This is a genomic window from Pseudomonas wadenswilerensis (assembly GCF_024749185.1).
Classification (GTDB): Bacteria; Pseudomonadota; Gammaproteobacteria; order Pseudomonadales; family Pseudomonadaceae; genus Aquipseudomonas; species Aquipseudomonas wadenswilerensis.
In genome coordinates, this window is sequence record NZ_CP087191.1 from 1,718,497 (window position 1) to 1,739,209 (window position 20,713).

A 20,713-nucleotide genomic window follows, 5' to 3' on the forward strand; every position below is an offset into this window, starting at 1 on the left:
AGAGCCTAGGGGCTGCACCTCAGCTGTGCAAGCGACGCCGGCTGTGGGACGCCGGCACGCGTAGCAGGCGGCCACCGGCATGCAGCAGCCAACAGGCGAGGATGAACGGCGCGGTCAGGCCGGCGACCGGCAGCAGGCTGAACACCGGTTGCAGGGCAATCGCCAGGACGATGGCCAGCAGCGGCAACCAGGGCCGCTGGCGCTCCTGGCTGAAGGCCAGGGCGGCCAGGGCGGCGTTGAAGCCGAACAGGCCGTTATAGGCCGCCGTGGCCTCGCCACCGATCAACGCCACGCTGCCACCGATGGCCGAGCCGAGCAAGGCCCAGACTGCCGCGTAGCGATTGGAGATCAGCAGGCCGATGGCAATCAGCACGCCGGCCAGGGGCTGGTCGAGCAAGAAGATCTGCCCGAGGCCACGGGCCAGGGCAAACAGCGGGTTGGCTTCGACGCCGGTACTGGCGGCTCCGGCGGGTTCGGCCATGGTCAGCGCAGCCCAGCCGAGCAACACGAACGGCGCCGTGTAGGCGGGCAGCAATTGCTTGGGGCCGCGCTTGAGCCACTGGTGCACGAGCATGCTGCTCAGGCCGCCGGCGGCGATGATCAGTGGCGGCAGGATCGCCGACCAGGGCAGGGCATAGCTGATCAACAGGCCGATCAGCACGCCGTTGTAGCTGTACAGGCCGGCCTGGCGGTCGCTGCGGTTGTAGCCGCGGCGTTGCGCGGTCAGCAGCCCGGCGAGGGCACCGAGCAGCGCGCCGCCGACCAGGTCGGGCGCGGTCAGGGTGATCGCCAGCAGGCAGCACAGGCCACACAGCGGGTTGCGCTGCAGCAGCACCTGGCTGAAGCCGTTGAGCAAGGCCGTGGCCCAGTCGGGGCACGGGTTGACGAAATTCTTGGTGTACATGGGGGCAGTCTGGGTTGATGTGGAGTGGGGAGCCTCTTTGGGCCGGGTTGTCCCACCGGAATTGTTGTTGGCCGGTCTGGCCTCATCGCTGGCAAGCCAGCTCCCACAGGTTCGGTGTGCACAGCACCTGTGGGAGCTGGCTTGCCAGCGATGGGGTTCAACTCAGATCAAGCTCTCGATCCGCAGCGTGTTAGTCGACCCGGGCTTGCCAAAAGGCACACCGGCGGTGATCAACAGCGTATCGCCACGGCTGGCCATGCCCTGGGCCTGAGCGATTTCCAGGGCGGTGGAGCAGATCTCGTCGACCTGGCGCAGGCGATCGTTGACTACCGAGTGCACACCCCAGGCCACGCTCAGGCGCCGGGCGGTGGACAGGTTGGGAGTCAGGTTGAGGATCGGTGCCCGTGGCCGTTCGCGGGCGGCGCGCAGGGTCGAAGCCCCCGACTCGCTGTAGTTGACCAGCACCGCCACCGGCAGGATGCCGCTGATGCGGCGGATCGCGCAGCTGATGGCGTCCGATACGGTGGCTTCGGCTTTCGGCCGGCCGACGTCGAGCTGAGCCTGGTAGTCCGGGCCATTCTCCACCTGGCGGATGATCTTGCTCATCATCTGCACCGCTTCCAGCGGGTAGTCACCCGAGGCGGTCTCGGCCGAGAGCATCACCGCATCGGCGCCTTCGGCCACGGCGTTGGCCACGTCGGTGACTTCGGCGCGGGTCGGGGCCGGGGAGAAGCGCATCGATTCGAGCATCTGCGTGGCCACCACCACCGGTTTACCCAGTTCGCGGCAGGTGTTGATGATGCTCTTCTGGATCTGCGGCACGCTTTCGGCCGGCACTTCCACGCCCAGGTCGCCACGGGCGACCATGATCGCGTCGCTTAGCTCGGCAATGGCGCGCAGTTGGGTGACCGCCGAAGGTTTCTCGATCTTGGCCATCAGGTAGGCGCGGTCACCGATCAGCTGGCGCGCTTCGACGATGTCTTCCGGGCGCTGCACGAACGACAGCGCCACCCAGTCCACGCCCAGCTCCAGGCCGAAGCTCAGGTCGCGGCGGTCCTTGGCGGTCAGCGGGCTGAGGTCCAGCACCGCTTGCGGCACGTTGACGCCCTTGCGGTCGGACAGCTCGCCGCCGTTGAGGACTTCGGTCTCGATCGCATCGCTGTGCTTGGCGGTCACCCGCAGGCGCAGCTTACCGTCATCGAGCAGCAGGTCCATGCCCGGTTCCAGGGCGGCGATGATTTCCGGATGCGGCAGGTTGACCCGCGAGGCAGTGCCGGGGGTGCTGTCCAGGTCCAGGCGCAGGGTCTGGCCGCGCTGCAGTTGGACTTTGCCCTCGGCAAAACGGCCAACGCGCAGCTTGGGCCCTTGCAGGTCCATGAGGATGCCCAGCGGGTAGTTGAGCTGGCTCTCCACCTCGCGGATCCACTGGTAGCGAAGGGCGTGGTCTTCGTGCTCGCCGTGGCTGAAGTTCAGGCGGAAGATGTTCACCCCGGCCTCGACCAACTGGCGGATGTCGTCGATGCCCTTGATCGCAGGACCGAGGGTGGCAAGGATTTTGACTTTTTTATCGGGCGTCATGTCAGGCACTCTCGAGGATCAGGATGGCGCGAAAATCGTTGACGTTGGTCCGCGTCGGCTCGGTGACGATCAGGGCATCGAGCGCGGCGAAGTAGCCGTAGCCGTTGTTGTTGTCCAGTTCATCGCTGGCCGACAGGCCCAGGGCCGCGGCGCGGGCGTAGCTGTCCGGAGTCATCAGCGCGCCGGCGTTGTCTTCGGAGCCGTCGATGCCGTCGGTGTCACCGGCCAGGGCATAGACCCCGGGCAGGCCCTTGAGGCTTTCGGTCAGGCTCAGCAGGAATTCGGCATTGCGCCCGCCACGGCCATTGCCGCGCACGGTCACGGTGGTCTCGCCACCGGAGAGGATCACGCAAGGCGGCGACAGCGGTTGGCCGTGCTGGACGATCTGCCGGGCGATGCCGGCATGGACCTTGGCCACCTCGCGTGATTCGCCTTCCAGGTCGCCGAGGATCAGCGGGCTGAAACCGGCCTGGCGGGCTTTGACCGCCGCCGCTTCGAGCGACTGCTGGGGCCGGGCGATGAGCTGGAAGTGGCTGCGGGCCAGGGCCGGGTCATCGGCCTTGACGGTCTCGGAAGCCGGGTTGTTCAGCCAGGCGGTAACCGCCGCGGGCGCTTCGATGTTGTAGCGCTTGAGGATCGCCAGGGCCTCGGCCGAAGTGCTCGGGTCGGCCACGGTCGGGCCGGAGGCGATCACCGTGGCCAGATCCCCCGGTACATCGGAAATCGCATAGGTGTAGACGGTGGCCGGCCAGCAGGCCTTGGCCAGGCGCCCGCCCTTGATCGCCGAGAGGTGCTTGCGCACGCAGTTCATCTCGCCGATGGTCGCGCCGGATTTGAGCAGGGCCTTGTTGATCTGTTGCTTGTCGGCCAGGGTCAGGCCTTCGGCAGGCAGCGCCAGCAGCGCCGAACCGCCACCGGAGAGCAGGAAGATCACCCGGTCGTCAGCCGTGAGGTTGCTGACCATTTCCAGCACCCGTTTGGCCACGGCCAGGCCGGCGGCGTCCGGGACCGGGTGGGCGGCTTCGACCACTTCGATTTTCGAGCAGCTGGCGCCGTGGCCGTAGCGGGTGACCACCAGGCCGGAGACCGGGCCCTTCCAGGCGCGTTCGACGACTTCGGCCATGGCCGCAGCGGCCTTGCCGGCGCCGATGACGATAACGCGACCGCTGCGGTCGCTGGGCAGGTGGGCTTCAAGGACCTGGCGGGGATGCGCGGCATCGATGGCCGTGGCGAACAGCTCGCGCAGAAAGTGTTGCGGATCGACCGACATGGCAGGCTCCAATCTTATTGTTCTTCGGAATCAAAAACGCCCCTGGGCCCGCCTCCGTGCAGGCTGACCCAGGGGCGCTGAAAGCGGCAAGCTTCAAGCTCCAAGCCGCAAGAGAAAGCGGATCGATGCGCGGCCTGCTTTTTCTTGCAGCTTGAAGCTTGCAGCTGGCCTCTTACTCTTCACCGCGGATCGAGAAGTTGGCCATGTGTTCCAGGCCCTTGATCAATGCCGAGTGGTCCCAGTTGGCGCCGCCGATCGCGGCGCAGGTGCTGAACACTTGCTGGGCGTTGGCGGTGTTGGGCAGGTTGATGTTCAGCTCCTTGGCGCCTTGCAGGGCCAGGTTCAGGTCCTTCTGGTGCAGGCTGATGCGGAAGCCCGGATCGAAGGTGCCCTTGATCATGCGCTCGCCGTGCACTTCGAGGATCTTCGAGGAGGCGAAGCCGCCCATCAGTGCTTCACGCACCTTGGCCGGGTCTGCACCGTTCTTGGCGGCGAACAGCAGGGCTTCGGCCACGGCCTGGATGTTCAGGGCAACGATGATCTGGTTGGCGACCTTGGCGGTCTGGCCGTCGCCGCTGCCGCCGACGCGGGTGATGTTCTTGCCCATGACCTGGAACAGCGGCAGGGCGCGTTCGAAAGCGTTCGGGCAACCGCCGACCATGATGCTCAGGGTCGCGGCCTTGGCACCGACTTCGCCACCGGAAACCGGCGCGTCGAGGTAGGTGGCGCCGGTGGCTTTGATCTTCTCGGCGAAGGCTTTGGTGGCGGTCGGCGAGATCGAGCTCATGTCGATCACCACCTTGTTCGGGCCAACGCCCTGGGCCACGCCGTTGTCGCCGAACAGCACCGCTTCAACCTGCGGGGTATCGGGGACCATGACGATGATGAATTCAGCTTCCTGGGCCACTTCTTTCGGGTTGGCCAGGGCCACGGCGCCAGCGGCGACCAGGTCGGCAGGCGCGGCATCGTGGTGGGTGGAGATGAACAGGCTGTGACCGGCTTTTTGCAGGTTCTGCGCCATTGGACGGCCCATGATGCCGGTGCCGATAAATCCGATTTTAGCCATGAGAAATGCCTCTTGTAATTATTCAATCTCGGCTGGCGGGCCGGGCCCCTGTGGGAGCTGGCTTGCCAGCGATGGGAACAATGCGGTGTAGCTGTGAGGGCCTCATCGCTGGCAAGCCAGCTCCCACAGGGATGGTCGAGGCCCGTCAGTGCGTCAGATCGCGTTGTGGCTCTTCAACCAGCCAAGGCCCGCTTCGGTGGTGGTCAGCGGCTTGTATTCACAGCCCACCCAGCCCTGGTAACCGATGCGGTCCAGGTGTTCGAAGAGGAAGCGATAGTTGATCTCGCCAGTACCCGGCTCATTGCGGCCCGGGTTGTCGGCCAGCTGGATGTGGTTGATCTTGGCCAGGTTGCTTTCCACGGTGCGGGCCAGGTCGCCCTCCATGATCTGCATGTGGTAGATGTCGTATTGCAGGTACAGGTTGCTGCTGGCCACTTCCGCCTGGATGTCCAGCGCCTGCTTGGTGGTGTTCAGGTAGAAGCCGGGGATGTCGCGGGTGTTGATCATTTCCATGACCAGCTTGATCCCGGCCGCCTGCAGCTTGTCGGCGGCAAACTTGAGGTTGTCGACGAAGGTCTTGCGCACCGTGGCGCAGTCCGGGCCTTGTGGGCGGATGCCGGCCAGGCAGTTGACCTGGGTGTTGCCCAGCACCTGGGCATAGGCGATGGCCAGATCGACACCGGCACGGAATTCCTCGACTCGGGCCGGGTCGCAGGCGATCCCGCGGTCACCCTTGGCCCAGTCGCCGGCCGGCAGGTTGAACAGCACCTGGGTCAGGCCGTGGGCATCGAGCTGCTGCTTGATTTCAGCCGAGCTGAAATCGTACGGGAACAGGTACTCGACACCGCTGAAACCAGCGTCGGCAGCAGCCTTGAAACGGGCGAGGAAGTCCTGCTCGGTGAACAGCATGGACAGGTTGGCGGCGAAACGTGGCATGGTTGTCTCCTTGCAAAAAGGGGCCCTGTGCACCCGGCAGCAGGGCCTTCGCAGCGATCAGTCGAGCAGGGAAATCGCGGTTGGCGCGTCGTTGCCGACCAGCGCCAGGTCTTCGAATTCGTTGACCGCGTTGATCTCGGTGCCCATGGAAATGTTGGTCACGCGCTCGAGGATAACCTCGACCACCACCGGTACCCGGAACTCTTCGGCCAGTTTCTGCGCCTTGAGCAGGGCCGGGGCGATCTCGCCAGGCTCGGTCACGCGCAGAGCCTTGCAGCCCAGGCCTTCGACCACCGCGACGTGATCGACGCCATAACCGTTGAGCTCCGGCGCGTTGACGTTCTCGAACGCCAGCTGCACACAGTAATCCATCTCGAAGCCGCGCTGAGCCTGGCGGATCAGCCCCAGGTAGGAGTTGTTCACCAGCACGTGGATGTACGGCAGGTTGAACTGCGCGCCCACTGCCAGTTCTTCGATCATGAACTGGAAGTCATAGTCGCCCGACAGCGCCACGACCTTGCGGGTCGGATCAGCCTTGACCACGCCGAGGGCGGCAGGGATGGTCCAGCCCAGCGGGCCGGCCTGGCCGCAGTTGATCCAGTGACGCGGCTTGTAGACGTGAAGGAACTGCGCGCCGGCGATCTGCGACAGACCGATGGTGCTGACATAGCAGGTGTCCTTGCCGAAGACCTGGTTCATTTCCTGGTAAACGCGCTGTGGCTTGACCGGCACGTTGTCGAAATGGGTCTTGCGTTGCAGGCTCGATTTGCGCTGTTGGCAATCTTCCAGCCAGGCGCTGCGGTCCTTGAGCTTGCCGGCGGCTTTCCACTCGCGGGCCACTTCGAGGAACACGTCCAGGGCGGCGCCAGCGTCGGAAACGATACCCAGATCCGGGGTGAATACCCGGCCAATCTGGGTCGGCTCGATGTCGACGTGAATGAAGCGACGGCCTTCGGTGTAAACGTCAACGGAGCCAGTGTGACGGTTGGCCCAACGGTTGCCGATACCCAGCACCACGTCGGACTTGAGCATGGTGGCGTTGCCGTAGCGGTGCGAAGTCTGCAGGCCGACCATGCCCACCATCAGCGGGTGATCGTCGGGGATGATGCCCCAGCCCATCAGAGTCGGGATCACCGGGATACCGGTCAGCTCGGCGAACTCCACCAGCTTGTCGCAGGCATCGGCGTTGATGATGCCGCCACCGGCGACCAGCAATGGACGCTCGGCAGTATCGAGCATGGCCAGGGCTTTCTCGACCTGGACGCGGTTGGCCGCAGGCTTTTGCACCGGCAGCGGCTGGTAGGCGTCGATGTCGAATTCGATCTCGGCCATCTGCACGTCGAACGGCAGGTCGATCAGCACCGGGCCTGGACGGCCGGAGCGCATTTCATAGAACGCCTTCTGGAACGCATACGGCACCTGGCCGGGTTCCAGCACGGTGGTCGCCCACTTGGTCACCGGCTTGACGATGCTGGTGATGTCGACGGCCTGGAAATCTTCCTTGTGCATGCGGGCACGCGGCGCTTGGCCGGTGATGCACAGAATCGGGATGGAGTCGGCCGAGGCACTGTACAGGCCGGTGACCATGTCGGTGCCGGCAGGGCCGGAGGTGCCGATGCACACGCCGATGTTGCCGGCCTTGGTGCGGGTGTAACCCTCGGCCATGTGCGAGGCGCCTTCAACGTGACGAGCGAGGACGTGATCGATACCGCCGACTTTCTTCAGGGCCGAGTACAGGGGGTTGATGGCTGCACCCGGAATGCCAAACGCGGTTTCCACACCTTCGCGGCGCATCACCAGAACGGCTGCATCAATTGCTCTCATTTTGCTCATGGTTTTGTGCCTCTTTGATTTTGTAATTGTATACAAATGGCTTTTCACCAGAGTGTATTCACGCCAGGCGACTCTGGTCAATCCATTTTCATCGGCGATCGGCGCTTTCGTCGGGAAGCCTTTAAAAATGGCATTTCGTCAGAATTGGTTCATCGCGTCGAAATTATTGTATACAAAAATATTCGCCATTGTGTTCTATTTGTTCTATTGATTTTTACACCTGCCCTCGGGCTTCTAACAACAAGAGGACCTTTCCATGAACGCTTTGACCTTGAAAGTCGCTGTCAGCCTGGTGAATGCTGCGCTGGTTGCCGGGCGCAAGATCTCCTCCGCGCCGTTGACCGTGGCGGTGCTGGATAACGGCGGGCATCTGCTGGCCCTGCAACGTGAAGACGGCGCCAGCCTGCTACGACCGCAAGTAGCGATGGGCAAGGCCTGGGGTGCAATTGCCCTGGGCAAGGGCTCGCGCCTGCTGGCGCTGGATGCGCAGCAGCGCCCGGCGTTCTTCGCCGCGCTCAACGGCCTGGGCCAGAGCCCGGTGGTACCGGCGCCGGGCGGGGTGCTGATTCGTAATCAGCAGGGCGTGGTGCTGGGGGCGATCGGCATCAGTGGCGATACCTCGGATATCGACGAGCAATGCGCGATCAGTGCGATCGAGGAGGCGGGGTTGACGGCGGATGCGGGGGTAGCGGCTTAAGGCCTATCGCGGAACCTGTGGGAGCTGGCTTGCCAGCGATCGAGCGCAAAGCGCTCGCTGGCCTCATCGCTGGCAAGCCAGCTCCCACAGGGATCTCGGCAAATTTGCCTAAGCGTCCGGCTCACACCCCTTGAGCACCAGGCGGATGATGGTCTGCGCCGCCGCCTCATAATCGCTGTCATCGAGCTTGGCCTTGCCGGTGACCACCGAGATCTGCCAGTCGAAGTCGGCGTAGGTCTGGGTCGCCGCCCAGATGCTGAACATCAGGTGGTGCGGGTCGAGCGGGGCGATCTGGCCGCGGTCGATCCAGGCCTGGATACACTCGATGTTGTGCCGGGCCTGCTCGTTGAGCTGCTCGACCTGGCTCGGGCTCAGGTGCGGCGCGCCGTGCATGATCTCGCTGGCGAAGACTTTGGAAGCAAACGGCAGGTCGCGGGAGATTCGCACCTTGGAGCGGATGTAGGCGCTCAATACCTCTTTGGGATCGCCGTCGGCATTGAACGGCGTCGATGCCTGCATGATCGGCTCGATGATGCTTTCCAGGACCTCGCGGTAGAGGTTTTCCTTGGACTTGAAGTAGTAGTAGACGTTGGGCTTGGGCAGGCCGGCCTTGGCCGCGATGTCGCTGGTCTTGGTGGCAGCGAAGCCCTTGTCGGCAAACTCTTCACTGGCCGCGCGCAGGATCAGTTCTTTGTTGCGCTCGCGAATGCTGCTCATGGTTGACGCTGTTCCTCGTGTCTGGCCGCTGGCGGCACCGGGCCTGGGAGGGCGGTTGCGCATGGTAGCACCGCGTTCGCAAGCGGCTCAAGGTGGCGACTTTGAGCTAGACTGTGGCCCTCTCAACCCGCTGGAATCAGGCAAACATGGCAGGAAGCAGTCTTCTGGTATTGATCGACGATATCGCCACGGTACTCGACGATGTCTCGGTAATGACCAAGGTCGCGGCAAAAAAGACCGCAGGGGTGCTGGGCGATGACCTGGCGCTCAATGCCCAGCAGGTCACTGGCGTGCGTGCCGAGCGGGAAATCCCGGTGGTCTGGGCGGTGGCCAAGGGCTCGTTCCTCAACAAGCTGATCCTGGTGCCGGCGGCGCTGTTGATCAGCGCCTTCATCCCCTGGGCGGTGACGCCGCTGCTGATGGTCGGCGGTGCGTTCCTGTGCTTTGAAGGATTCGAAAAGCTCGCGCACAAGTTCCTCCACAGCAAGGAACAAGACCAGGCCGAGCATGCGGCGCTGGTTGAGGCGGTGGCGGACCCAGCAGTCGACCTGGTGGCCTTCGAGCAGGGCAAGATCAAGGGCGCGGTGCGCACCGACTTCATCCTTTCGGCCGAGATCATCGCCATCACCCTGGGCGCGGTCGCCCATGCGCCGCTGACCCAGCAGATCATCGTCCTTTCGGGCATCGCCATTGTCATGACCATCGGTGTCTATGGCCTGGTGGCCGGCATCGTCAAGCTCGATGACCTGGGCCTGTGGCTGACCCAGAAGGCCTCGAGCGCGGCCAAGGCGATCGGCAACGGCATCCTGCGGGCGGCGCCGTACATGATGAAGAGCCTGTCGGTGATCGGTACGGCGGCGATGTTTCTGGTCGGTGGCGGGATCCTGGTGCACGGCGTGGCGCCGCTGCATCACGCCATTGAAACCTTCAGCGCAGGGCGCGGCGGGGTGCTGACCAGTACGTTGCTCAATGCCGGGGTGGGGATTGTCGCGGGTGCGGCGGTGTTGGCAGTGGTTGCGTTGATCGGCAAGCTCTGGCGTGCTGTCAGAGGCTGATAGCCTCATCGCTGGCAACGCCAGCTCCCACAGGGGCAGGTGTTAAACCGATCCTGTGGGAGCCGGCCTTGCCGGCGATCAAAGCCCGAAGGGCTTTGCCTCTTTGATCAGAAGTGCGCTTTGACCAGGAAGCTGGCAGTGTTCTGATCGGTATCGAAGGCATCGCTGTCCTTGATGCCGTACTTGTTCTTCCAGTAGTCGTATTCGAAACCGACATACAGCTGCTTCTCGCCCCAGTTCAGCGCCTTGCCCAGGTCATATTTGACCTGCGGGTTGAAGTGCAGGTTGGCGTGGTAGGTGCCACGGCGGCTGGTGGCATCGTTGTCGACGACCCAGTCCATGAAACCATCGATGAGAATGTCGGACTTGCCCACAGGAATGGTGTAGGACCAGACCGGGGTGATCTGCCAGACGTTGTCACCGGCACGGCTGCCCTCGGTGTTGCGCTGGTAGAAGTTCAGCTGGAAGTAGTCGAAGCCTGGGATGTCCAGGTCGAAACCCGGGCCGATCAGGTAGGACTCGGTGTCGCCCTCGCCAAACTCGTAGGTCATCGCCAGCAGCACGTCCTTGACCGGACCGAAGGCCAGCTTCTGGTCGAAGATCTTGCCGAACGACAGGCGCGGGCTGATCTCGCCGTAGTAGGTATTGGGGCCGTTGTTGAAGTCCTTGTCACCGTTGTAGAAGATCTTGTCGACGAAGATGAAGTTGTCGCCGTACTTCCAGGCATCGGCGTGCTCGAAGGTCACGGTCTGCTGGATCGACGGGTTGACGGCAAAGTTCTTGCCCCACAGGTAGGTCAGGCTGTTGTTCTGCCATTGCAGCAGATCACCGGCGCTGGCGGCGGTGCTGGCCGCCAGCAGGCCGCTGGCGAGGATCAGGCTGTTGGTAATACGCATCGCGTAGTTGCTCCCTTGATTGATTCTGTGTCGGTGCTCTGGTGTGGCACCTTTTGGGTAAATACTTGTCTTTTGGGTCAGTTTTTTTCGATTGGCCACAGCTGTTTGGCAAGAGCTGGGCCAACCTTCCGGGGTGGCGCAAGCAATCCTGCTCGACGTCTTTCTGAACAGTTGAAAATGGGTATTTCAGGTTGGCGTGACGCCTGCCAACCGCCCGAATTCATTGACTGAGCGGTCAGCAAACGCAGGCAGGATCCGTCCTGCCCTGATCGAGGGGGCGCGCAGATTACTGACTTGCGCGCCGGTCCTCAAGTGCCCCGTCCTGGAGCGGGTGAGGCAAAAACTGTGCATTTGGTCAGCTTTTAGAAGTGAACCTTAACCAGGGCGCTGGTAACGCTCTGGTTGGTGTCGAGCTTTCCACTGTTCTCGATACCGTATTTGTCTTTCCAGTAGCTGTACTCGATACCCACGTACAACTGCTTGGCGCCCAGGTTCAGGGCCTTGCCCAGGTCGTATTTGACCTGTGGGTTGAACTGCAGGTTGGCGTGGTAGGTGCCGCGCCGGCTCTGGTCGTTGTCCACCACCCAGTCCATGTAGCCGTCGATCAGCACATCGGACTTGCCCACGGGGATGGTGTAGGAAAAGGTCGGGGTAATCTGCCAGACGCGATCACCGGGGCGGCTGCCTTCGGTGTTGCGCTGCATGATGTTGAGGGTGAAGTAGTTGAAACCGGGGATCGCCAGGTCAAAGCCGGGGCCGATCAGGTAGGCCTCGTTGTCGCCTTCGCCAGACTCGTAGGTCATGGCCAGCAACACGTCCTTGATCGGACCGAACTCGAATTTGCGATCGAAGATCTTGCCGAACGACAGGCGCGGGCTGAATTCACCGTAGTAGGTGTTGTTGCCTTTGTTGCGGTCGGTGCCGCCGTTGTAGAAGATCTTGTCGATGAACAGGAAGGTGTCGCCGTACTTCCACTTGTTGGCATGTTCGAAGGTCACCGTCTGCTGGATTGCAGGGTTGACCTGGAAGTCCTTGCCGTAGAGGTAGGTGAGGCTGTTGGTGTGCCAGAGCAGCAAGTCCCCTGCGGCGGCTGGCAAGGTGGCCAGCAGACTGCTACCCAGCAGGAGGGAAGTGGTGATGCCTTTCATGTTGTGATTCCCGGCTTTGTTATTGTTGGTTTTCGGTTTTTTTGGCGCGAAGCGCCCCGGCCGACCCGCTCCCACGGGTCGACGGCCTTGCGTATTGCTTGGGTGATGCCGGGCGGCAAGCGCCGCCCAAAGGCTCAGTGCTGGTGGGCGGTATCGTTGTGGGCGGCGCGCTCGGCGCCACCGAGAATGTTGAACAGCAGGTTGAGGATCAACGCGCTGACCGTGGCCATGGCAATCCCGCTGTGGGTGATCGGTTCCATCCACTGCGGCATCTGCGCGAAGAACTCCGGACGCACTACCGGGATCAGGCCCATGCCGACGCTGACGGCCACCAGCAACTGGTTGCGGCGGTCGGCGATGTCGGCTTCCTGAAGGATCTTGATGCCAGTGGCGGCGACCATGCCGAACATGGCAATCGACGCCCCGCCGAGTACCGCAGGCGGAATCGAGGCAATCAGGAACGCCGCTTTTGGCAGCAGGCTGAGCAGGATCAGGAAGCCGCCGGCGACCACGGTGACGTAGCGGCAACGCACGCCGGTCATCTGCACCAGGCCGATGTTCTGGGCGAACGAGGAGTGGGTGAAGGTGTTGAAAAAGCCGGCCACGAACGACGCACCGGCATCGCACATCAGGCCGCGGCGCAGCATGCCCGGGGTAACTTCACGGTCGGTGACCTTGCCCAGGGCGAGGAACATGCCGGTGGACTCGACGAAGATGATCACCACCACCAGGCACATCGACAGGATCGGCGCCAGGCTGAAGGTCGGCATGCCGAAATGCAGCGGCGTCACGACCTGTACCCATGGCGCTTCACTCAGGCCAGAGAGGTCGACCATGCCGATGGAGCCGGCGATGATGTAGCCCAGGCCCATGCCGATCAGTACCGAGACATTGACCCAGAAACCACGCATGAAGCGGTTGATCAGCAGGATGGTGGCGAGCACCAGGCCGGCGACGATCAGGTAGACGGGGGAGCCGAAGGGCGCGGCATCGGCGCCACCGCCGGCCCAGTTGACGGCAACCGGGAACAGCGACAGGCCGATCGAGGTGATGACCGTGCCGGTCACCAGGGGCGGGAAGAAGCGCACGACCTTGGACATGAACGGCGCGATGATCATGCCGAAGAAACCGGCGGCGATGGTCGCGCCGAAAATCCCCTGCAGGCCGACGCCGGGCATGCCGGCCATGGCCACCATGCTGCCGACCGCGGCAAAGCTTGCGCCCATCATCACCGGCATGCGGATGCCGACTGCGCCAATGCCGAACGACTGGACGATGGTGGCGACACCAGCGACCAGCAGGTCGGCATTGATCAGGAAAGCGACTTCTTCACGAGAAAGTCCGGCGGCTTGTCCGATGATCAGCGGCACGGCAATCGCGCCTCCGTACATCAGCAACACATGCTGCAGACCCACCAGGAACAGTTGGAACAGGGGCAGTGGCTGTCGTGGGGGCGCAACAGGGATGTACGCCTTGCGTGACTCGGACATGCAACACCTCGGTTTTGTTTTTATTCTTGGAGCTGCAAGCTTCAAGCGCCAAGCTTCAAGAAGAAGCAGGAGGTCGCGCTTGGCTTGCAGCTTTTTTTTGCTTGTCGCTTACAGCTGGCAGCTTGCGGCTGCCTTAGTGGGTCGGTGCTCCCTTGGCGACCCAGGCGCCAATCAGTTCACGTTCCTGCTGGGTCATCTGGGTGATGTTGCCCAGCGGCATGATCTGCGTAGCCACGGCTTGTGCCTGGATGCGTGCGGCCTGTTGCTGGATCTGTTGCGGGGTATCGAGCATCACCCCGGCAGGAGCGGCGCTGAACAGCGGGCTGGTCGGCTTGGCCGAGTGGCACACGGTGCAACGCTCCTGGATGACGCTGTGGATCTTGTCGAAGCCGGCGTCGTCGAGCTTGGCGGTGGCGTTGGCTGGCGCCTCGGTCGGTGCGGCAGGCTGTGCTGGAGCGGCAGCCTGTTCGGCAGCTTTCTCGGCAGCGGTCTTGCCACCCAGGGCGGTTTCCGGCAACGGCTGGTACTCGACCTTGGCGGCGGCCTGCTCAGGGGCGCTCGGCATCGGCGCAGGGCCGGTGACGTAAGCCAGGCAGATCATCGACAGGGCACCGACCGGCAGGGTCCAGGCGTACTTGTTGCTGTCATGACGGGTGTTGAAGTAGTGACGCACCAACACCGCAGCCACCGCGATACCCGCCAGGATCAACCAGTTGTACTGGCTGCCGTAGGTGCTCGGGAAGTGGTTGCTGATCATGATGAACAGCACCGGCAGGGTGAAGTAGTTGTTGTGCCGCGAGCGCAGCAGGCCCTTGGCCGGCAGTACCGGGTCGGGCGTCTGGTTGGCTTCGATGGCGGCGACCAGCTGACGCTGGGCCGGCATGATGGTGCGGAACACGTTGCCGACCATGATGGTGCCGATGATCGCGCCGGTGTGCAGGTACGCGCCACGGCCGCTGAACACCTGGCTGAAGCCGTAGCAGGCGGCGATGACCAGCACGAACAGCACCAGGCCGAGCAGGGCAGGGCGTTTGCCCAGCGGCGAGTCACAGAGGAAGTCGTAGATGAACCAGCCGGCGATCAGCGAACCGATACCGATGGCGATGCCTTCACCACCGCTCAGGGTGCTGCCGGGGGCCAGCAGGTACAGGGTCGGGTTCCAGTAGAACACCAGGCACAGCAGGGCGATACCCGACATCCAGGTGAAATAGGCTTCCCATTTGAACCAGTGCAGGTTCTCCGGCATTTTTGGCGGAGCCAGCTTGTATTTCTCCAGGTGGTAGATCCCGCCACCGTGAATCGCCCAGAGATCGCCGGACAGACCGTCGCGCGGGTTGGCCCGGTTGAGGTTGTTTTCCAGCCAGACAAAGTAGAACGACGCGCCAATCCATGCCACGCCAGTGATCATGTGAACCCAACGCACGCTCAGGTTCAGCCATTCCAACAGATGTGCTTCCACAGTCTTTACCTCTACCCTGGCGCCCTGTAGCCGGGCGCTCAGGTCTTCTCTTATTGGTGGGGGGCGAGGATCAATTGCTCATCCTCATTGAAAAAATGCTCATCGCAGTTGTTGCCAGTGCCACTGCGATCAACCACCAGGAAGTCATCCCGCTTTTCGATCGTCAGCACCGGGTGGTGCCAGACGCCGCGATGGTAATTGATGCCCTGCCTTCCATTACTGATGAAGGCACGGACCAGGCCTGATACAGGTGCATCGCCAACGGGCGCGACCACGATCAGAAAGGGGTTGCCGAGCAGCGGAATGAAAGCCTGGCTGCCCTGCGGATGGCGCTCCAGCATGCGGACGGTCAGCGGCATGTCCTGCGCGTCGGCGCGGAAGATGCTGATGATCGCCTTGTCGTCGGGTTGTGCGGTTTCGACCGTGGCCAGACGATGGAAGCGCATGGTCGAGCCGTTGTTGATCATGAAGTGGTCGCTGCCGTCGGTTTCGATCACGTCACCGAAAGGGGCGAAGGCTTCTTTGCTCAGGGGCTCAATCACTAAAGTGCGCATGCGGATTCTCTTTATTCTGTGTTGTGGAGGGGGCCGTTGTTGCGCCGGTCAGGCCCTGGGTACGCTCGCGTCGCGCACTCGGGCCAGCCCGGCGGTCGACGCCCTTAAAGCTGCAGCAGGCGGAACAGGGCGATCAGGTTGATCTGCGCCAGCGCTTCCTTGAACTCGGCTTCGACCGAGTTGTGGATGCGCTTTTCAAAGGCGGCCAGGATCTGGTGCCGGTTACTGCCTTTGACCGCCATGATGAACGGGAACTTGAACTTCTCTTTGTAGGCATCGTTGAGTTCGGTGAAGCGCTCGAACTCTTCGGCGGTGCACTGGTGGATACCGGCGCCGGCTTGTTCATGGGTGCTCGATTCGGTCAGTTCACCCTGGATCGCGGCCTTGCCGGCGAGGTCCGGGTGCGCGTTGATCAGCGCCAGCTGGGCGGCGTGGTCGGCGCTCAGGAGGATGTCGCTCATGCGCTGGTGCAGGGCTTCGATCTGCTCGATTTCCTGCAGCTGGCCCAGGTCGTAGGCCTTTTCGGCGACCCACGGCGAGTGTTCGTAGATGTCGGCGAAGGCTGCAACGAACGCTGCGCGATCCAGGGTCGAAGGCTTCAGGGTCTTGAATGCGGTCATCATGCTTTCTCGGCTTGGAAAGGGTGGGTGGCATGCCAGTGACGGGCGATGTCCACGCGCCGGGCGAACCAGACCTGGTCATGGCTCTTGGCGTACTCGACGAAACGCTTGAGCGCGGCCAGGCGCGCCGGGCGGCCGATCAGGCGGCAGTGCAGGCCGATCGAGAGCATCTTCGGTGCCTCGGCGCCTTCTTCGTAGAGCACATCGAAAGCGTCCTTGAGGTACTGGAAGAACTGCTCGCCGCAGTTGAAGCCCTGCACCTGGGTGAAGCGCATGTCGTTGGTGTCCAGGGTGTAGGGGATCACCAGGTGCGGCTTGCCGGTCGGATTGTTCTGTTCCCAGTAGGGCAGGTCGTCGTCGTAGGTGTCGCTGTCGTAGAGGAAGCCACCTTCCTCCATCACCAGGCGGCGGGTGTTCGGCCCGGTGCGGCCGGTGTACCAGCCCAGCGGACGCTCGCCGGTGAGTTCGGTGAGGATGCGGATGGCTTCGAGCATGTGCTCGCGCTCCTGGGCCTCATCCATGTATTGGTAATCGATCCAGCGGTAGCCGTGGCTGCAGATCTCGTGGCCGGCTTCGACCATGGCGCGGATCACGTCCGGGTGGCGCTGGGCGGCCATGGCCACGGCGAAGATGGTCAGCGGTACACCGGTGTCCTTGAACAGCTTGAGCAGGCGCCACACGCCAGCGCGGCTGCCATACTCGTACAGCGACTCCATGCTCATGTTGCGCGCGCCCTGCAGCGGCTGGGCGGAGACCATTTCCGAGAGGAAGGCTTCGGACTCTTTATCGCCATGAAGGATGTTGCGTTCGCCACCTTCTTCGTAATTGAGCACGAAAGACAAAGCAATGCGGGCGTTCCCCGGCCAGCGCGGATGGGGTGGGGTGTTGCCGTAACCGATCAGGTCGCGAGGGTAATCAGCGCTCACTGCAGTCTTCCTTCTTGTACGTTAATGCGGAGGGCGTGGGCACCCGGGTAGGGTATCGGCCACGACGATGGAATGATTGTATACAACTTTGTTTGCGATTTGTAAGCCTGTTTTTTCGCTTTTCTTTGCCTTTTTACCCACTCCTGCCTCTATAAGGAGCCCTGCAAGAAACCTGCCTGATCGGTCAGCTAATGACGGTCGCGTCGGCCAATGGCGTGGTTTTGCGACTGATGGCTTATTTACAGGGGATGAGCGGCATGTCAGGAAAGAATACCGAATTATTGTGTACAATTTTACAGAGAAATGTCTTAATAATCCGACAGCCGCACGTTGTCGGGCTTCCTGACGCTGGCGTGCGGGTATTTTTTGCCCACAGATAGAACAGAGGCGAGCAAGCAATGGGACGTTTGACCACGCATGTACTGGATGCCGCTCATGGCTGCCCTGGCAGCTCGATCAAGGTCGAGCTGTACCGGGTCGAAGGCCAGCAGCTGGAGCTGGTGAACACTACCCTGACCAACAGCGATGGCCGTTGCGACGCGCCGCTGTTGCAAGGCGATGATTACCGCAGCGGTGTCTACCAGCTGCAGTTCAGCGCCGGCGATTACTACCGTGCCCGCGGCGTACAACTGCCCGAGCCTGCTTTCCTTGATGTGGTGGTGCTGCGTTTCGGCATCAGTGCCGAGCAGGATCACTACCACGTACCGCTGTTGATCTCGCCGTACAGTTACTCGACCTATCGTGGAAGCTAGTTGGTCGCTAGAAGAATCTTCGTAGGTCCTTGCCCGCTCACACTGCGGGCTTTTTTTTACCTGTGATTCGAGATCCCGCCTATCCCTGTGGGAGCTGGCTTGCCAGCGATGAGGCCAGTGCGGTTCGCACCAAAGTTGTTGCCCGGATTACGACCGCTTCGCGGTCGATCGCTGGCAAGCCAGCTCCCACAGGGACCACTCAGGCATCAGCACTGTTTAGCCGACAACAAAAAGCCCCACCCGAAGGTGAGGCTCTGTTTACCTGCAGTTGTGTTTACAGGAATACAAACTTGGCAATGAAGATCGCCGTCAGCACCCACAGGCTTGCCGAGATCTCCTTGTAGCGTCCGGTCCCGGCCTTGAGCACCACATAGGTGATAAAGCCCAGGGCGATGCCGTCGGCGACCGAGAAGGTCAGCGGCATCATGATCGCGGTGACAATCGCCGGGATGCTGTCGGTGGCTTCATCCCAGTTGATGTGGGCCATGCTGCCCATCATCAGCATCGCCACGTAGATCAGCGCGCCGGCTGTGGCATAGGCAGGAATCATCCCGGCCAGCGGGGCGAAGAACATCGCGGCGATGAAGAACAGGCCCACCACCACCGCGGTAAGCCCGGTACGGCCACCGGCGGCGACCCCCGCGGCACTCTCCACATAGCTGGTCACCGGTGGCACGCCGACCACGGCGCCAAACACGCTCGATGCACTGTCGGCTTTAAGCGCTCGCGACAGGTTTTCGATGCGCCCGTCGGCATTCACCAGGTTGGCCCGCTGGGCCACGCCCATCAGGGTGCCGGCGGTGTCGAACATGTGCACGAAAAGGAAAGCGAACACCACGGCAATCATGCTGACGTTGAACACGCCGGCGACATCCATGGCCATCCAGGTCGGCGCCAGGCTCGGCGGCAGCGAGAACAGTCCGCCGTACTCCACCAGGCCCAGGCCCCAGCCGGCGAGGGTGACGCTGATGATGCTGATCAGGATCGCGCCGAACACCCGGTGGTAGCTGAGCACCGCGATCATCAAAAAGCAGATGGCCGCCAGCAGCGGGCCAGGCTCATGCAGCGAGCCGAGCTTGATCAGGGTCGCCGGGCTGTCGACGACAATCCCGGCGGTTTTAAGACCGATCAGTCCGAGGAACAATCCGACGCCGGCACCCATGGCATGCCGCAGGCTGACCGGAATGCTGTTGAGCAGCCATTCGCGCACCCGCGACAAGGTCAGCAGCATGAACAGCACCCCGGAGACGAACACCGCGCCCAGCGCGGCTTCCCAGGTGTAGCCCATGGTCCCGACCACGGTGTAGGTAAAGAAGGCGTTGAGCCCCATGCCCGGCGCCAGGCCTACTGGCCAGTTGGCGTACAGGCCCATCAACAGGCAGCCAAGGGCGGCGGCGATGCAGGTGGCGACGAACGCCGCGCCGTGATCGATGCCGGCATCGGCCATGATGTTGGGGTTGACGAAAATGATGTAGGCCATGGTGATGAAGGTGGTCAACCCGGCGATCATCTCGGTTTTGACGGTGGTGCCATGTAGCTTGAGTTTGAAAATCCGCTCCAGCCAGCTCGTTTCGAGCGGTGGGGCAAGATCCAGCGTAGGGGCGTCGGATTTGCGGCTTTCCACAGCGTGTACTCCTCAAGTCTTTTCTTGTTTTCCAGAACCAGTCCTGCGCACGCACTGGGGGGCTCTGTGAGGCGGATGGGATGGCAGGCCACCGGACCGTTTGTTGACTTCTGGGTCAGGAAGTTGCACGGATGGATTATGCGTTTGTATACAAAGAATGCAAATAATGTTTTCTTTGTTGTGCTCAGATAATTTGCCAGTGCAGCTATAAAGGCCATCGCCACCTGCAGAAATCCCTGCGGCTGTGTACAATGTGCCAATACCTTAATCGTTTAATTTTCTTACCAGGACTTGCCATCGCCCCACTGGCTGGTATTACAGTCAGGGTCCGACTGGCGGATCTCCGTGCTCGAGTGCCCATGAACGAACAGCTGCAACCTCTCAAGAAACCAGTGCGTACCGGCAAGGCCGGTCGTAGCGGAACCCAGGACGATATCGTCTACGCGCACATTTTCGAGGCCATCCTCGAGCAGCGTCTGGCGCCGGGTACCAAGTTGAGCGAGGAAGCCCTGGGCGAGATCTTCGGCGTCAGCCGCACCATCATCCGTCGCGCCCTGTCGCGCCTGGCCCACGAAAGCGTGGTCCTGCTGCGGCCCAACCGCGGCGCGGTAGTGGCCAGCCCGACGGTCGAGGAAGCCCGCCAGGTGTTCTTCTCGCGACGCATGGTCGAGCGCGCCATCACCGAGCTTGCGGTCGAGCACGCCACTGCCGAGCAACTCAACGAACTGCGCCAGATGGTCCGCGAGGAGCGCGACAGCTTCTCCCGTGGCGATCGCGGTGCCGGTATTCGTTTGTCCGGCGAGTTCCACCTGAAACTGGCGGAAGCGGCGGGCAATGCCCCATTGATCAGCTTCCAGCGCAGCCTGGTGTCGCAAACCTCGCTGATCATCGCCCAGTATGAAAGCGGCAACCGCTCGCATTGCTCCTACGACGAGCACATGCAGCTGATCGACGCCATCGAGGCCCGTGACGTCAACCAGGCAGTGAGCCTGATGATGCACCACATGGACCACATCGACAGCAAGCTCAACCTCGATGAAGACAGCGCCTCGGATGACCTGCATGCGGTGTTCTCGCACCTGCTGCAGACCAAGAAGCGTGGTGGGATTGCGCCGCTCAAGGGTTGAAGGCCAGTAGCACCCAATGTCCGGCCACTGGCAGGTTATCCAGCCTCTGCTAGATTCTCAC

19 protein-coding genes are annotated in these 20,713 nt (G+C 62.5%); 4 read left to right on the forward strand and 15 right to left on the reverse strand.

Annotated features, from left to right (window positions below):
• Nucleotides 1-19: 19 nt before the first annotated feature.
• The 6 genes from LOY45_RS07990 to gcl all read right to left on the reverse strand — a co-directional run bounded on the left by LOY45_RS07990 (nt 20) and on the right by gcl (nt 7,587).
• Nucleotides 20-904 carry an urea transporter gene (locus tag LOY45_RS07990; RefSeq protein WP_134063543.1) on the reverse strand — a complete coding sequence of 295 codons (885 nt, stop codon included), beginning with the start codon at nt 902-904 and terminating at the stop codon, nt 20-22.
• Nucleotides 905-1,066: 162 nt separating this feature from the next.
• On the reverse strand, nt 1,067-2,482 hold the full coding sequence (pyk, locus tag LOY45_RS07995; RefSeq protein ID WP_115088017.1) for a pyruvate kinase: 1,416 nt from the start codon (nt 2,480-2,482) through the stop codon (nt 1,067-1,069).
• A 1-nt stretch (nt 2,483) separates the two neighbouring features.
• A complete protein-coding gene (locus tag LOY45_RS08000; RefSeq protein ID WP_115088016.1) occupies nt 2,484-3,752 on the reverse strand; it encodes a glycerate kinase type-2 family protein in 1,269 nt (422 codons plus the stop codon).
• Nucleotides 3,753-3,924: 172 nt separating this feature from the next.
• Nucleotides 3,925-4,818, reverse strand: a complete 894-nt coding sequence (locus LOY45_RS08005) for a 2-hydroxy-3-oxopropionate reductase (RefSeq protein WP_233673988.1) — start codon at nt 4,816-4,818, stop codon at nt 3,925-3,927.
• 153 nt (nt 4,819-4,971) lie between these two features.
• Nucleotides 4,972-5,754: a hydroxypyruvate isomerase gene (gene hyi / locus LOY45_RS08010; RefSeq protein WP_115088014.1), complete on the reverse strand. Its 783-nt coding sequence runs from the start codon at nt 5,752-5,754 to the stop codon at nt 4,972-4,974.
• Nucleotides 5,755-5,811: 57 nt separating this feature from the next.
• Entirely contained in the window at nt 5,812-7,587 is a 1,776-nt protein-coding gene (gcl, locus tag LOY45_RS08015; protein ID WP_115088013.1) for a glyoxylate carboligase, read from the reverse strand.
• A 256-nt stretch (nt 7,588-7,843) separates the two neighbouring features.
• On the opposite strand from gcl, the gene LOY45_RS08020 reads away from it, so the two are divergent.
• The gene (locus tag LOY45_RS08020) at nt 7,844-8,284 is read left to right on the forward strand and encodes a GlcG/HbpS family heme-binding protein (protein WP_010225106.1); all 441 of its coding nucleotides are present in this window, start codon (nt 7,844-7,846) and stop codon (nt 8,282-8,284) included.
• A gap of 108 nt (nt 8,285-8,392) precedes the next feature.
• Here LOY45_RS08020 and LOY45_RS08025 read toward each other — a convergent pair whose 3' ends face one another.
• Nucleotides 8,393-9,001, reverse strand: coding sequence for a TetR/AcrR family transcriptional regulator (locus LOY45_RS08025; protein ID WP_115088010.1), 609 nt, complete (start codon nt 8,999-9,001; stop codon nt 8,393-8,395).
• Nucleotides 9,002-9,147: 146 nt separating this feature from the next.
• Between LOY45_RS08025 and LOY45_RS08030 the strand changes: the two genes are divergently transcribed.
• The gene (locus LOY45_RS08030) at nt 9,148-10,056 is read left to right on the forward strand and encodes a DUF808 domain-containing protein (protein WP_258578935.1); all 909 of its coding nucleotides are present in this window, start codon (nt 9,148-9,150) and stop codon (nt 10,054-10,056) included.
• A gap of 107 nt (nt 10,057-10,163) precedes the next feature.
• On the opposite strand, the gene LOY45_RS08035 is transcribed toward LOY45_RS08030, so the two are convergent.
• The 7 genes from LOY45_RS08035 to puuE form a co-directional block, all read right to left on the reverse strand.
• Entirely contained in the window at nt 10,164-10,952 is a 789-nt protein-coding gene (locus LOY45_RS08035) for an outer membrane protein OmpK (RefSeq protein ID WP_115088008.1), read from the reverse strand.
• Between the two features lie 362 nt (nt 10,953-11,314).
• Nucleotides 11,315-12,100 carry an outer membrane protein OmpK gene (locus LOY45_RS08040; protein WP_115088007.1) on the reverse strand — a complete coding sequence of 262 codons (786 nt, stop codon included), beginning with the start codon at nt 12,098-12,100 and terminating at the stop codon, nt 11,315-11,317.
• A 134-nt stretch (nt 12,101-12,234) separates the two neighbouring features.
• Nucleotides 12,235-13,590 carry a nucleobase:cation symporter-2 family protein gene (locus tag LOY45_RS08045; protein WP_115088006.1) on the reverse strand — a complete coding sequence of 452 codons (1,356 nt, stop codon included), beginning with the start codon at nt 13,588-13,590 and terminating at the stop codon, nt 12,235-12,237.
• Between the two features lie 133 nt (nt 13,591-13,723).
• Nucleotides 13,724-15,049, reverse strand: coding sequence for a urate hydroxylase PuuD (locus tag LOY45_RS08050; protein WP_115088005.1), 1,326 nt, complete (start codon nt 15,047-15,049; stop codon nt 13,724-13,726).
• 50 nt (nt 15,050-15,099) lie between these two features.
• Nucleotides 15,100-15,603, reverse strand: coding sequence for an ureidoglycolate lyase (locus LOY45_RS08055; protein WP_045200421.1), 504 nt, complete (start codon nt 15,601-15,603; stop codon nt 15,100-15,102).
• Between the two features lie 104 nt (nt 15,604-15,707).
• Nucleotides 15,708-16,223, reverse strand: a complete 516-nt coding sequence (gene uraD / locus LOY45_RS08060; RefSeq protein WP_115088004.1) for a 2-oxo-4-hydroxy-4-carboxy-5-ureidoimidazoline decarboxylase — start codon at nt 16,221-16,223, stop codon at nt 15,708-15,710.
• The gene (gene puuE, locus LOY45_RS08065) at nt 16,223-17,149 is read right to left on the reverse strand and encodes an allantoinase PuuE (protein WP_115088003.1); all 927 of its coding nucleotides are present in this window, start codon (nt 17,147-17,149) and stop codon (nt 16,223-16,225) included. Before puuE ends, uraD begins: the two co-directional genes overlap by 1 nt.
• Before the next feature lie 398 nt (nt 17,150-17,547).
• Here puuE and uraH point away from each other — a divergent pair, with 398 nt between their 5' ends.
• Nucleotides 17,548-17,901 (forward strand): hydroxyisourate hydrolase, encoded by a 354-nt coding sequence (gene uraH, locus LOY45_RS08070; RefSeq protein ID WP_010225132.1) that lies wholly within the window; start codon nt 17,548-17,550, stop codon nt 17,899-17,901.
• A 274-nt stretch (nt 17,902-18,175) separates the two neighbouring features.
• Here the strand turns inward: uraH and LOY45_RS08075 are convergent, their stop codons facing one another.
• Nucleotides 18,176-19,525, reverse strand: a complete 1,350-nt coding sequence (locus LOY45_RS08075) for an NCS2 family permease (protein ID WP_038996292.1) — start codon at nt 19,523-19,525, stop codon at nt 18,176-18,178.
• Nucleotides 19,526-19,884: 359 nt separating this feature from the next.
• On the opposite strand from LOY45_RS08075, the gene LOY45_RS08080 reads away from it, so the two are divergent.
• Nucleotides 19,885-20,652: a GntR family transcriptional regulator gene (locus LOY45_RS08080; RefSeq protein ID WP_115088002.1), complete on the forward strand. Its 768-nt coding sequence runs from the start codon at nt 19,885-19,887 to the stop codon at nt 20,650-20,652.
• The last annotated feature ends 61 nt before the right edge of the window (nt 20,653-20,713 follow it).

What these genes read in the sequence shown, in the direction of transcription:
- gcl (WP_115088013.1), bottom strand. Translation starts at nt 7,587, where the DNA reads ATGAGCAAAATGAGAGCAATTGATGCAGCCGTTCTGGTGATGCGCCGC.
- uraH (WP_010225132.1), top strand. Translation starts at nt 17,548, where the DNA reads ATGGGACGTTTGACCACGCATGTACTGGATGCCGCTCATGGCTGCCCT.
- LOY45_RS08055 (WP_045200421.1), bottom strand. Translation starts at nt 15,603, where the DNA reads ATGCGCACTTTAGTGATTGAGCCCCTGAGCAAAGAAGCCTTCGCCCCT.
- LOY45_RS08000 (WP_115088016.1), bottom strand. Translation starts at nt 3,752, where the DNA reads ATGTCGGTCGATCCGCAACACTTTCTGCGCGAGCTGTTCGCCACGGCC.
- pyk (WP_115088017.1), bottom strand. Translation starts at nt 2,482, where the DNA reads ATGACGCCCGATAAAAAAGTCAAAATCCTTGCCACCCTCGGTCCTGCG.
- LOY45_RS08005 (WP_233673988.1), bottom strand. Translation starts at nt 4,818, where the DNA reads ATGGCTAAAATCGGATTTATCGGCACCGGCATCATGGGCCGTCCAATG.
- LOY45_RS07990 (WP_134063543.1), bottom strand. Translation starts at nt 904, where the DNA reads ATGTACACCAAGAATTTCGTCAACCCGTGCCCCGACTGGGCCACGGCC.
- LOY45_RS08035 (WP_115088008.1), bottom strand. Translation starts at nt 10,952, where the DNA reads ATGCGTATTACCAACAGCCTGATCCTCGCCAGCGGCCTGCTGGCGGCC.
- uraD (WP_115088004.1), bottom strand. Translation starts at nt 16,223, where the DNA reads ATGACCGCATTCAAGACCCTGAAGCCTTCGACCCTGGATCGCGCAGCG.
- hyi (WP_115088014.1), bottom strand. Translation starts at nt 5,754, where the DNA reads ATGCCACGTTTCGCCGCCAACCTGTCCATGCTGTTCACCGAGCAGGAC.
- LOY45_RS08030 (WP_258578935.1), top strand. Translation starts at nt 9,148, where the DNA reads ATGGCAGGAAGCAGTCTTCTGGTATTGATCGACGATATCGCCACGGTA.
- LOY45_RS08080 (WP_115088002.1), top strand. Translation starts at nt 19,885, where the DNA reads ATGAACGAACAGCTGCAACCTCTCAAGAAACCAGTGCGTACCGGCAAG.
- LOY45_RS08020 (WP_010225106.1), top strand. Translation starts at nt 7,844, where the DNA reads ATGAACGCTTTGACCTTGAAAGTCGCTGTCAGCCTGGTGAATGCTGCG.
- LOY45_RS08045 (WP_115088006.1), bottom strand. Translation starts at nt 13,590, where the DNA reads ATGTCCGAGTCACGCAAGGCGTACATCCCTGTTGCGCCCCCACGACAG.
- LOY45_RS08025 (WP_115088010.1), bottom strand. Translation starts at nt 9,001, where the DNA reads ATGAGCAGCATTCGCGAGCGCAACAAAGAACTGATCCTGCGCGCGGCC.
- LOY45_RS08040 (WP_115088007.1), bottom strand. Translation starts at nt 12,100, where the DNA reads ATGAAAGGCATCACCACTTCCCTCCTGCTGGGTAGCAGTCTGCTGGCC.